Annotated in this window: 10 protein-coding genes and 1 other annotated feature (1 of these 11 cut by a window edge); all 10 genes read left to right on the top strand. The window is 33.4% G+C overall.

The genetic code is table 11. The features are described from left to right. A partial coding sequence (locus AC1RP4_RS03335; protein ID WP_481762406.1) for a DNA translocase FtsK occupies positions 1 to 1,476 on the top strand: 1,476 nt, incomplete at its 5' end. 69 nt (positions 1,477 to 1,545) lie between these two features. Further along, positions 1,546 to 2,877, top strand: coding sequence for a UDP-N-acetylmuramate--L-alanine ligase (murC, locus tag AC1RP4_RS03330; protein ID WP_481761401.1), 1,332 nt, complete (start codon positions 1,546 to 1,548; stop codon positions 2,875 to 2,877). 297 nt (positions 2,878 to 3,174) lie between these two features. Beyond that, positions 3,175 to 3,876: a Bax inhibitor-1/YccA family protein gene (locus AC1RP4_RS03325; protein ID WP_481761197.1), complete on the top strand. Its 702-nt coding sequence runs from the start codon at positions 3,175 to 3,177 to the stop codon at positions 3,874 to 3,876. Between the two features lie 152 nt (positions 3,877 to 4,028). Next, positions 4,029 to 6,710 carry a DNA polymerase I gene (gene polA, locus AC1RP4_RS03320; RefSeq protein ID WP_481761198.1) on the top strand — a complete coding sequence of 894 codons (2,682 nt, stop codon included), beginning with the start codon at positions 4,029 to 4,031 and terminating at the stop codon, positions 6,708 to 6,710. A gap of 21 nt (positions 6,711 to 6,731) precedes the next feature. Then, positions 6,732 to 7,565, top strand: a complete 834-nt coding sequence (gene mutM, locus AC1RP4_RS03315) for a DNA-formamidopyrimidine glycosylase (RefSeq protein WP_481761199.1) — start codon at positions 6,732 to 6,734, stop codon at positions 7,563 to 7,565. 2 nt (positions 7,566 to 7,567) lie between these two features. Continuing rightward, a complete protein-coding gene (coaE, locus tag AC1RP4_RS03310) occupies positions 7,568 to 8,167 on the top strand; it encodes a dephospho-CoA kinase (RefSeq protein ID WP_481761200.1) in 600 nt (199 codons plus the stop codon). Positions 8,168 to 8,199: 32 nt separating this feature from the next. Continuing rightward, the gene (gene nrdR / locus AC1RP4_RS03305; RefSeq protein WP_409022693.1) at positions 8,200 to 8,688 is read left to right on the top strand and encodes a transcriptional regulator NrdR; all 489 of its coding nucleotides are present in this window, start codon (positions 8,200 to 8,202) and stop codon (positions 8,686 to 8,688) included. A gap of 6 nt (positions 8,689 to 8,694) precedes the next feature. Continuing rightward, positions 8,695 to 10,095 (top strand): replication initiation and membrane attachment family protein, encoded by a 1,401-nt coding sequence (locus tag AC1RP4_RS03300; RefSeq protein WP_481762173.1) that lies wholly within the window; start codon positions 8,695 to 8,697, stop codon positions 10,093 to 10,095. Further along, the gene (gene dnaI, locus AC1RP4_RS03295) at positions 10,095 to 11,033 is read left to right on the top strand and encodes a primosomal protein DnaI (protein WP_409022691.1); all 939 of its coding nucleotides are present in this window, start codon (positions 10,095 to 10,097) and stop codon (positions 11,031 to 11,033) included. The genes AC1RP4_RS03300 and dnaI overlap by 1 nt, the downstream gene beginning before the upstream one ends. A gap of 327 nt (positions 11,034 to 11,360) precedes the next feature. Further along, positions 11,361 to 13,307: a threonine--tRNA ligase gene (gene thrS / locus AC1RP4_RS03290; RefSeq protein ID WP_481761202.1), complete on the top strand. Its 1,947-nt coding sequence runs from the start codon at positions 11,361 to 11,363 to the stop codon at positions 13,305 to 13,307. 59 nt (positions 13,308 to 13,366) lie between these two features. After that, positions 13,367 to 13,385: a sequence feature (ribosomal protein L20 leader region), on the top strand; it runs 119 nt beyond the window's last position.

The raw sequence follows: 13,385 nt of genomic DNA, 5'->3' as shown, positions 1-13,385 counted from the left end.
GTACAAGATAGCTATTATGATAATCAGTCAGATGAAGAAGTCAAAAGGTCAGATGCAAGTTATCAATTTCCATCACTTGATTTATTACCAGATCCTATTTTAGAAAATGCTGGTGAATTAGATGATTGGGTACTTTCTCAAATTGATGTATTAAATAATACATTGGAAGCATTCCATGTTAATGCAGAAGTTGATGGCTGGACAGTTGGGCCAACGGTGACCCAATTTGAAGTATCATTAGCTGCTGGTGTTAAGGTAAGTAAGATTACCAACCTTGTTGATGACTTGAAACTAGCGCTTGCTGCAAAAGATATCCGTGTAGAGGCGCCAATTCCTGGACGTAGTAGTGTTGGAATTGAAATACCTAATTTAAAATCAAGACCAGTCCTTCTCTCGGAAGTATTGAGATCTCCAGTGTTTATAGAAAATAAATCACCATTGACGGTGGCGTTAGGTGTCGATTTATTTGGTGAAGCACAAGTAACTAACTTACAAAAAATGCCGCATGGATTAATTGCTGGTGCTACAGGGTCTGGTAAGTCAGTTTTTATCAATAGTTTATTAGTTTCTATTTTATATAAGGCAACACCAAACGAAGTTAAATTGTTATTGATTGATCCTAAAGCTGTCGAATTAGCGCCATATCATGATATTCCTCATTTATTAGCACCTGTTATATCAGATGCAAAAGCAGCTTCGGCAGCTTTGAAATGGGCTGTTGATGAAATGGAAGAACGCTATCAAAAATTAGCTGCAGCTGGAGCTAAAAATATTGGTAACTTTAATCAAAAAGCAGAAGCTAATGGCGATTTTGGCCTAAAGATGCCGTATATTTTAATTATTATTGATGAATTAGCTGATTTAATGATGGTTGCTTCAAATGAAGTTCAAGAATATATTGCAAGAATTACACAAAAAGCTAGAGCAGCAGGAATTCATTTAATTCTGGCTACACAACGACCAAGTGTTGATGTTGTTACGGGTACAATTAAAAATAATATTCCAACTCGAATTGCATTTATGGTTTCTAGTCAAATTGACTCGAGAACTATCTTGGATACGGCCGGTGCTGAAAAATTACTTGGACGAGGCGATATGCTCTATCTAGGTAATGGATCAAGTCAGGCTGTTAGGTTACAAGGAACGTATATAGAAGATGAAGTAGATTTAATTACAGATTTTGTTAGAACTCAAGGAAAGCCAAGATATGCATTTAATCCAGATGGACTGAAAAAAATGGCAGATCAAAATGAACAACAAGATGATTTATTGCCAGGTATTTTAGATTTTATTGCGCACGAACAAACCATTTCAACTTCTAAATTACAGCGCGTCTTTTCAATTGGGTATAATAGAGCTGCCAATATTATTGACGAACTTGAAAATCAGCAACATATCTCACATGCTAAGGGGTCGAAACCTCGAGATGTGTATTTAAATGAAGATGAACTCAGACGGATGAGAGAAGAATTTTAACGACAAACTGAATATTAACTCATTTTATGGTAAAATTATGAATGAATAATGTCAGAAAAGGGGATAATGATGAATAACCAAAAAGTATATTATTTTGTAGGAATAAAAGGCTCAGGGATGAGTTCTTTAGCATTAATTTTACACGATCAAGGATTTAAGGTTGAAGGCTCTGATATTGACCAATATACATTCACACAACGTGGATTAGAATTAGCTAATATTAAGGTTTATTCATTTGATGAAAAAAATATCCATGAAGGTTTGACTGTAATTGCGGGAAATGCATTTACAGCGGATCATCCTGAACTTAAAAAGGCACGTGAAATGGGATTAGATATTGTCAGTTATCCTGAAATGTTAAGTCGATTAATGGAAGGTTACACAAGTATTGGTGTTGCCGGCTCTCATGGTAAAACAAGTACAACAGGATTGCTTGCACATGTCTTAAGTGGTATTGCACCAACGAGTTACTTAATTGGGGATGGTACTGGTAAAGGAAAACCTGATGCAAGATTCTTTGTTTATGAAGCAGATGAATACCGTCGACATTTTGTTGCCTATCACCCAGATTATTCAATTATGACTAATATTGATTTTGATCATCCAGATTATTTTACTGGTATTGATGACGTTTTTGATTCATTTGAAACAGTTGCAAAACAAACCAAAAAAGGAATATTTGCTTGGGGAGATGATCCTTTACTCCGTAAAATAAAAGCTGATGTTCCAATTTATTATTATGGTACAAAGGATTCTGATGATTTCCAAGCTCGTGATATAAAACGAACAACTAAAGGTTCTGAATTCGATGTTTATTATCACGATACATCATTAGGTCATTACCAAATTCCAATTTTTGGTGAACATAATATCTTAAATAGTTTGGCCGTTATTGCTGTTTCGTATTTTGAAAAAGTTGATTTAGAAGAAATTGCAAGTGAATTATTAAGTTTTAAAGGGGTTAAACGCCGGTTTAGCGAAAAGTATATTGGTGATATGACAATTATTGATGATTACGCACATCATCCATCAGAAATTAAAGCAACAATTGATGCTGCTCGTCAAAAATATCCTGATAAAGAATTAATTGCGGTCTTCCAACCACATACGTTTAGTAGAACTATTGCGTTGATGGATGATTTTGCAATTAGTTTGAATCTTGCCGATAAGGTTTATTTAACGGATATTTTCAGTTCTGCTCGTGAAACATCAGGTAATGTTTCTAGTGAAGATCTTGGTGCAAAGATTGTTAAGGGTGGCGAGATTATCAAACTTGATAATCTTTCGCCATTACTTGATTACAATAATGCAGTTGTTATTTTTATGGGCGCTGGAGATGTCCAAAAATATGAATATGCATATGAAGAATTATTGAGTAATTTAAGTTTTAAAAATAATTAGTTGCTGAAAAAGAAATGATTTTCGAATCATTTCTTTTTTATTACTTAATTTTTTTTTACGAAAAGTGAAAATTCTTGATAATTTTACATGATTTGGTACACTTGTCCTTATACATACAAGGGGTTATCCTTTAAAAAGGTTAATGCTGTATGAGGTTAAAAGTCATGTTGTATTCTGATTAAAATAAGTAGTATTGCTCTAACTTATTTCATTTTATTAAATTAGTTGTAATAGGTTTTAGTGTATTAATCACAATATTTTAAACATGATTTCTTAATTAACAAGGAGGAAAATAAGATGGATAATCAAAATAGCGTTATTATTAATGAAAAAGATGGATTAAATCATTTTTTAGCAAAATTATATGGGTATATGGCGCTTGCAGTTGGCGTTTCAGCTGTCACAGCATTTTTAACATTGACAGTATTTCAAAAATTAGTTTATGGCTTTATGGCAGAACATTCATGGTCAATTTGGGCATTATTTATTGTCCAATTGGTGGTTGTCTTAAATATTAACGTAAAGGCATCAAGGGCACCATTTGTAACATTTGCTTTATTGATGGGGTATTCTGTACTTGAGGGCGTAACGTTGTCGTTGATTATATCAATGTATTCAGTCGGGAATATCATTGCTGCATTTGCCGCAAGTTCGGCTGTATTCGTTACGATGACCATTTTAGGAAATGTTACTAAACGAGATTTAACTAAATTAGGCACACAGGCATTAGCAGCTTTGGTTGGACTAATTGTTGCTTCATTTGTAAATTTATTCTTACAAAGTGAACTTATTAATTACGTATTCTCATATATCGCTGTGATTATTTTCACCATTTTAACAGCGTGGGACACACAAAAATTAAGACAAGTATTTTTACAACGAGATAGCAATGTTTCAGTTTCTAACTTAGCTATGACAGGTGCACTAATGTTATATCTTGATTTTATTAATTTATTCATTTCATTCTTACAAATCTTTGGTTACGGTGGTAGAGATTAGTAATTCATAAATAAGAAGGTTAAACCTCCAAGTTAAGGATTTATAACTTGGGGGTTTTTATTACTTTATTGAGTTATTAGCGTATTCATTATTAATCACGGCTGATGTTTGGTAAAATAGAGATAGAGATTTTCAAAGGAGACGGATATTAAATGACTAATACTAATGAGAAACTACTATTGATTGATGGAAACAGTATTGCCTATCGTGCATTTTTTGCATTGTACCAATCTGTAGATAGATTTACAAACCAAGCTGGGTTACATACAAATGCATTATATGGGTTTAATAATATGTTGAATGTCATATTAGATACCGAAAAACCGACACATGTATTAGTTGCATTTGATGCAGGAAAGACAACATTTAGAACTAAAAAATATGATAATTACAAGGCCGGTAGATCAAAAACACCGCCAGAACTAAAAGAACAAATGCCATATTTTAGAGAATTACTAGCAGGATACGGCATTAAAACTTACGAATTAATTGATTTTGAAGCAGATGACATTATAGGCACAATGGCAAAAAAAGGTGAAGAAGCTGGATATAATGTGACTATTGTGACTGGAGATCGAGATTTAACACAATTAACAACCGATAAAGTAACAGTTTCTGTCACAAAAAAAGGCGTTAGTGAAATCGAAAAATTTACACCAGAGCATGTAATGGAAAAATTTGGATTAACACCATTGCAAATTATTGATATGAAGGGATTAGTTGGCGATACGTCAGATAATTATCCCGGTGTTACTAAAGTTGGTGAGAAGACTGCAATTAAATTATTAACAGAATATGACTCAATGGAGAATCTTTACGAAAATATTGATCAATTAAAGAAAAGTAAAATGAAAGAGCATTTAATTGAAGATAAAGATCAAGCATTTATGAGCAAAGATTTAGCCAGAATTCGACAAGATGCACCTATCACAATCGATTTTCCTGATACAAAATGGGATGGAAAAGACTTAGATAAGTTAGTTGCTTTCTATGAAAAAATGGATTTTAAAAAATTTTTAAGTCAATTAAATTTAAATTCAGCATCAGATAGTGTAGAAATGAATTTATTTCCAGAACCTAAAAAGACAGATTATAAAGTATTAACTAGTGATAATTTAGATGAATTATCTAAATTATCACAACCAATTTCTTTTTATTTAGAGATGTTGGAAGATAATTATCATACAGCAGATTTTGATGGATTTGCGATAGGTGATGGCAATCAATTTTTCGTAACACGAGATGTTGATTTGTTAAAATCTAAAACTTTAGTTTCAATTCTTTCAAATGATAAAATTAAAAAGAATGTATTTAATTTTAAACGTAATTATGTAGCATTGAACCGATTGGACATTCAACTTGCAGGAACTGAATTCGATCTTTTGTTGGCTTCATATTTGTTAGATACAAGTGATAATAGTAATGATCTTAGTAAAGTTGCACAGAAACATGATTACTATGACGTTAAGTCTGATGAAGAGGTATATGGTAAAGGCGTTAAACGTGCAATTCCAGAAGATGATGATATTTTCTTTAGTCATATGGCATCGAAAGTTGACGCCTTAAATCTTTTGAAAGAACCATTAATGGCCGGATTAGTTGATCATGAGCAAATGGATTTGTACACGGATATGGAACTTCCTCTTTCACTTGTATTAGCCAAGATGGAAATTCAAGGCATTAATGTGGATGCCGATAGATTGAAGATTATGAAAAAGGAATTTTCAACTATTTTAAGTGATATGGAAACTAAAATTTATAGTGAAGCTGGTGAAGAATTTAATATTAATTCACCAAAACAATTAGGCGTTATTTTATTTGAAAAATTAAAATTACCTGTTGTTAAAAAAACTAAAACAGGTTACTCAACTGCAGTTGATGTTTTAGAACAACTTAGTACAATAGCTCCAATTGCAGATTTAATTTTAAAATATCGACAAATTGCAAAAATTCAATCAACGTATGTTGAAGGATTATTAAAAGTTAGACATGAAGATAAGAAAGTTCATACAAGATACCTACAAACACTGACAGCGACAGGCCGATTATCATCTGTAGATCCTAATCTACAAAATATTCCGGTCCGCGTTCCTGAAGGTAAGAAAATTAGACAAGCATTTATACCTGAACATAAGGGATGGAAAATATTCTCATCTGACTATTCACAAATTGAGTTGCGTGTTTTGGCCCATATTGCGCATGATGCTAATATGCAAGAAGCTTTTAAAGAAGGAATCGATATCCATGCTAATACAGCAATGAAAATTTTTAGTTTAGAATCGCCAGATGACGTGACGTCAAATATGCGTCGAACAGCTAAGGCAGTCAATTTTGGGATTGTTTATGGTATTAGTGATTATGGATTGTCACAAAATATTGGGATTACTAGAAAACAAGCACAAACATTTATTGATACTTATTTAAATGAATTTACAGGCGTTAAGAACTACATGGAAAGCGTTGTGCGTGAAGCTAAAGATAAGGGCTATGTTGAAACATTATTCCATCGTCGTCGTTATTTACCAGATATTAACAGTCGAAACTTTAATTTACGTTCTTTTGCTGAAAGAACTGCAATGAATACCCCAATTCAAGGTAGTGCTGCGGATATTATTAAAGTAGCGATGATTAATATGAACAAAATGTTAGAAGAAGAACATTTACAAGCCAAAATGTTATTACAAGTACATGATGAATTAATTTTTGAAGCACCTGAAGAAGAAATTGCTATCTTGCAAAAGAAAGTTCCTGAAGTTATGGACGCTGCTGTTTCTTTAGAGGTTCCTTTAAAAGTTGAGAGTGCGTTTGGTGATAGTTGGTTTGATACTAAATAAAAAGTGGTTGGGGGTAATTATATGCCAGAATTACCAGAAGTTGAAACGGTTCGAAGAGGTCTTAGTCAATTAGTTATAGGTAAGACAATTAAATCAATTGATGTTTTATGGCCTAAAATTGTATCTGGGGATGTACTAGATTTTAAGCGTGAATTAGAAGGTAGAAAGATTGAATCAATCGATAGACTGGGTAAATACTTACTTTTTCGTTTTGATAGTAAAATGACAATGGTTTCTCATTTAAGAATGGAAGGCAAATATTTTGTCCGTGGATCAGATGAACCAATTGAAAAACATTCCCACGTCATATTTCATTTAACTGATGGGCAAGATTTAAGATACAATGATGTTCGTAAGTTTGGACGCATGCAACTAATCCCCACAGGTCGAGAACGTGAACTTTCGGGACTTAAGAAGCTAGGACCAGAACCGACAGAAGATGATTTTAAGCTCAGTTATTTCAAAAAATATTTATCTCGTAAGCATATGGCAATCAAGCCTGTGTTATTAAATCAAGAAGCGGTTGCTGGTCTTGGAAATATTTATGTTGATGAAGTTTTATGGATGAGTAAAATTAATCCGGAACAGCCAGCAAATTTAATTTCTGATAGGAAATTAGCTATATTACGTAAAAATATTATTCTTGAGCTAGCCACTGCGGTACAAGCTGGTGGAACAACAATTAGATCCTATACGGGTGCGTTTGGTGAGACGGGTTTGTTCCAATTTGATTTGAATGTCTATGGTCAAACAGGAAAACCATGTCCTAGATGCGGAGCGCCTATTGTTAAAATAAAAGTGGCACAACGAGGGACACACTACTGTCCACATTGCCAACCGTTAAAGGAAGTTTAAAAATGACTTATATTCTTGGACTAACTGGTGGCATAGCAACAGGTAAATCAACAGTTAGTCGTATTTTTAGAGAAGAAAATATCACAGTTATTGATGCAGACGTTATTGCGAGACAAGCTGTTGAACCAGAATCTGTAACATTAAAAATAATCATTCAAACATTTGGTGAAAAATATTTATCATTAACCGGGAATTTGAATCGAAAAGAGTTAGGTCAGCTAGTTTTTAATGATGCAACAGAGTTAAAAAAATTGAACGGCATTATGGTTCCTGCTATTAGAAAAGAAATCTTGTCACAAATAGAAGTCCAAAAAAAATTAGGTAGCCAGTTAATTATTTTGGATATGCCTTTATTATTTGAGCAAAACTACCAATTACTTTGTGATGCAGTAATGGTTATCTATGTACCTGAAACAGCACAATTAGAACGTTTAATGAAGCGGGATGAATTGTCTTTAGATGAGGCGATGTTAAGGGTTAAAGCACAATGGCCCATTCAAAAGAAAAAAGATTTAGCAGATTTTGTAATAGATAATTCAACAACGGTTGCCGTTACAAGGGTTCAAGTGCTAAACTGGCTTAGTAATCAAATTAATGGTTAAATAATGTAAATAAAAAATAATGAGGTGTCACAATGAAATGTCCACATTGCCAACATAATGGCTCTCGAGTCGTTGACAGTCGACCAACAGATGAAGGTCGCGTTATCAGACGACGTCGTGAATGTGAAAATTGTGAATTTAGATTCACAACATTTGAACGAGTTGAAGCTACACCACTACTTGTTATTAAAAAAAATGGAACACGTGAAGAATTTAATCGTGAAAAGATTCTTAAAGGTATTATCAGTTCTGCTGAGAAAAGACCAGTTTCAATGAAAGCTATCACTCATCTTGTGGATCAAGTGGAAAATAATGTTAGAGCATTAGGTGAAAATGAAATTTCTAGCCAACTAATTGGTGAATATGTTATGGGATTATTGGCTGATGTAGATGAAATTGCGTACATTAGATTTGCTAGTGTTTATCGCCAATTTAAAGATATGAGTGTTTTCTTAAAAGAATTAAATGAAATGATGGCTCGTGATAAAACACCTACAGATAAACCGGATTTGAAGGAATGATAATCAATGATTGATATATGCGGAAATATGAGTCCGAAAGACGGTTATGTCGTTTTAATGGATGAAAAAGTTACAAATGATGATATTGAACGACTAGACTACTTGTATCAACCTGTTATGGGTGTGATTGCGAGTGGTCTATTTGCTCTATTGAAAGGTGAGGCAGGTCAAAATCCACAATTATCTAATCGAAAGATGCATAGTGAATTACTTGCATTACTAAATATTGACATAGCAATGTTTTATGAAGCAAGAAGTGCCCTTGAAGCTTTAGGGCTTTTGAAGAGCTTTGAAAAAGAGGATGCAATAGGAAAAGTTGTTGTCTATCAATTGCGTCGACCTTTGCAAGCAACTGATTTTTTTACAGATGATTTACTAAGCACTTTACTCTGGGAATCGATTGGTGATGGTAGGTACAAAGAAATTACCACTCGATTTGCGTTACCAATTTTAAAATTAGATGGCTTCAAAGAAACATCTAAAAGTTTCTTAGATGTTTTCCAAGTTAATCAAGATCATTTGTCTAATAAACCTGATATTATTTCTGAAAGTAAAAAAGTTTTTTCAACGGACAAGAAGATACCGAAAAAGTTAGTTGAGTCAGGTAGTATTGAGTCATTTGATTTTAAATTTTTTATTGAACTACTGGAAAAGAGTTTCGTTTCTTTGGATAATATCAATGAACAGCGGGATTTAATTATTTCAGAGCATCTCTTGTATGGTATTGATGAAATCGAAATGGCCCAATTTATTGGAGATTCAGCTGACTTATCAACAAATGAAGTTGATTATAATTCATTCAAGCAACATATTGCTCACAAATATAATCAACAAATTAAACTGAAAAAACAAGAAGATTTAACAAGTAGTGATAATAAAAAGGTTAATATGAAATCTGTTGAAACGCTAAAAAAAGTTGGTTTTTCTGAAGAGGATTCGCAGTTAATTCTTGCGAGTGAAGCCTATAAACCTTTTGATTTTTTGAAATCGTTAAAAGAAAGCAAGGGTGGATATGTCACTGACAGTGAAGCATATCTGTTACAGCAACTTATTCAACGACAGATATTTTCTAATTCAGTCATTAATATTCTGATTCATTACATTTTGATTGACCGTGATTTATCAACACTTAATAAATCGTTTGTCGATACTATGGCTAATGATTGGTCACAGCAAAAAGTGAAGACACCTGAAGAAGCCATTAATCAGGTTCGACAATTTAACAATAAAAAGACTGAAACTAAGGCGTCAAACCAACGACAAAGAAAAATAATTAAAAAAGAGACATTGCCTGATTGGGCTAAAGATGACTATCAAGCACCAAAAGTGGATGTAAAAGTTGATAAGGATGAACTAAAAAGACAACTTGCTGAATTTAATAAAACAGCACCCAAAGGAGGAAAATGATGGAAGATTTAGGGACAGAAATCAAAAAATTTCTTGAAAAGGACAACCTGAGTGAAAGATATCCTAATGTTAATTATCGTGATTTAATGAGAAAAGTTTATGAAGATTCAGATGTCATCGCTTTTTTAGATAGAAATAAAGCTGAATTAACAGAGGATAGTATTCGACGCGCTGATGCAAAATTGTATGAATTCTTATCTGAAAAAAATAAAATTATTCTTGGTAAAGGAATGATAGCACCAGGTTATAAGCCACAATTGGTTTTGAATAATCATATGATTGATGTTTCCTATGTACCAACAGATTCTTTTATCGAGGCTCAAAAAAGTAGAGCATTAGCTAAGCGAGTTAAATCAATGAGTATGTCTAAAGATATCAAAAACGCGACTATGAATGGCTTTGATATGGATGAACGTGGGGATGCACTTAGCCAGAGTTTAAAATTTATAACAACATTTGTTGATAGTCCTAAATCTTATCACCAAGCAATGTATTTTTATGGTAGCTTTGGCGTTGGTAAAACATATCTTTTAGGTGCTATGGCCAATGAATTAGCAAGTCGAGGATACCAAACGACTTTAATGCATTTCCCTAGTTTTGCAGTTGAAATTAAAAATGCTATTAGTGATAATCGTGTTTATGACATGCTAAATGCTGTTAAAAAATCTGAAATTTTAATGATTGATGATATTGGTGCCGATGCAATGTCTAGTTGGGTTCGTGATGATATTTTAGGTGTTATTTTACAATATCGCATGCAAGAAGAATTACCAACTTTCTTTAGTTCTAATTTTTCGATGAAACAACTAGAAGATGAGCATTTACGTATTAGTCAAAAGGGTGAAGACGAGCCTCTTAAGGCAAAAAGAATTATGGAACGAATTCACTTTTTAGCAAAAGAAGTTAAGATTGTTGGAAAAAATCGTCGACCTAAATAAGAATAATAGTTGCTAAATTTCACTAAAAATGGTTAAATAGTTATTAAATTGATACGGAAGATTACATTCTTTTTTTATGTCCGCAGGGAGGGAAAGCATAGCTGAAAGCTTTTCTGGCAGAGAATAAGTGATGACCACTTCCATAATGTTGCCTGATTTTTATCAGGTCGGATTGGATCCGTTAAAATCTATGGAGAAAGTTTTGTTTCGGCAAAACTTTGAATTTGGGTGGAACCACGTTAATCGACGTCCCTAATACACGATTTTATTTGTGTATTAGGGACTTTTTTTGTATCAAAAAATATTAAAACAATGGAGGAAGTTAACATGTCAAAAATAAATATTACATTTCCAGATGGCGCAGTTAAAGAGTTTGATTCAGGTATTACGACTGAAGACGTTGCAAAGTCAATTAGTCCTAGTTTAGCTAAAAAATCAATTGCCGGTAAATTCAATGGTGTTTTGGTTGATTATCTTCGTCCATTAGAGGCAGACGGCGCTATCGAAATTGTTACTAAAGAATCTGCAGACGGATTAATCGTTTTATGGCATACAGCTGCTCAAGTTTTAGCTAATGCGTTACAACAATTATACCCAGGTATGAAATTTGGTATGAGTTCTGATATTGAAAATGGTTTCTATTTTGATACAGATAATGGTGAAACACAAGTTAGCGTTGATGATTTGAAGAAAATTCAAGATAAGATGAAATCAATTGTTAAAGAAAATTTGAAAATTGAACGTCAATTAGTTTCAAAAGCTGAAGCTCTTGAATTATTTGCTGGTGACCCATATCGTGCTGAATTAGTAGTTGAAGCTACTGATGAAAATGGACAAGTTGAAATTTACAAACAAGGTGAATTCGTTAACTTAAGCGATGGCGCACAATTACGCTCAACTGCTGATGTTAAAATTTTCCAATTATTATCAGTTGCTGGTGCATATTGGCAAGGTAAATCAAGTAATCCGATGTTACAACGTGTTTATGGTACAGCGTTCTTTAAACAAAAAGATTTAGATGCTGAATTAGTTCGTCGTCAAGAAGCACGTGAACGCGATCATCGAGTAATTGGTAATGACTTAGATTTATTCTTTGTAGATCCAAAAGTTGGTGCAGGATTACCATACTGGTTACCTAATGGTGCTACAATTCGTCGTACGATTGAACGCTACATTGTTGATAAGGAAGTTTCAAATGGTTATGATCATGTTTACACACCAATCTTAGCCAACTTGGATTTATATAAAACTTCTGGTCATTGGGACCATTATCGCGAAGACATGTTCCCACCAATGGACATGGGTGATGGCGAAGAGTTAGAGTTACGTCCAATGAACTGTCCTTCACATATTCAAGTTTACAAGCATCATATTCGTTCATATCGTGATCTTCCTATCAGAATTGCTGAATTAGGAATGATGCATCGTTATGAAAAATCAGGTGCACTTTCTGGTTTACAACGTGTACGTGAAATGACATTAAATGATGGTCATACTTTCGTTGCTCCTGATCAAATTCAAGAAGAATTTAAAAGCGTCCTTCGTTTAATGATGGAAGTTTATGATGACTTTGGGATTGCTGACTATTCATTCCGTTTGAGCTATCGTGATCCAGCTAACACAGAGAAATACTTTGATGATAATGAAATGTGGACAAAATCACAAAGTATGTTAAAAGGTGCTATGGATGATTTAGGCTTAGATTACTACGAAGCTGAAGGAGAAGCAGCATTTTACGGTCCTAAATTAGATGTTCAAACAAAAACAGCGTTAGGAAATGATGAAACGTTATCAACAATTCAATTAGATTTCATGATGCCTGAAAAATTTGAATTATCATACATCGGTGATGATGGTGAAGAACACCGTCCTGTTATGATTCATCGTGGACTTGTTTCAACGATGGAACGTTTTACAGCTTACTTAACAGAAATGTACAAAGGAGCATTCCCAACTTGGTTGGCTCCTAAACAGGTAACAATTATTCCTGTTAAAAACGATCTTCATGCCGATTATGCGCATGATTTACGTGCTAACTTAGTTGCTCGTGGTGTACGAGTAACGGTTGATGAACGTAACGAAAAGATGGGTTATAAGATGCGTCAAGCGCAAGTTACTAAAGTACCTTATATTTTAGTTGTCGGTGATAATGAAGTAGCTGAAAATACAGTTTCTGTTCGTCGACATGGTGAAGATGATTCAAATATCTTTACAAAAGAAGATTTTATTAACAACATTACAAAAGAAATTGCCAACTATAGTCGTAAAGCATAAAAAAGACTCATTTTAATTTGCTTGACAATGAGTCTTCAAGTTGGTATGATATAAAAGTTAAGAAAAAGCAGAGGCTCC

This window comes from Dellaglioa sp. CoH-56-MRSF-10, assembly GCF_056782175.1.
The sequence above is the reverse complement of the archived record's forward strand: the minus strand, read 5'-3'. Positions and strand labels throughout refer to the sequence as shown.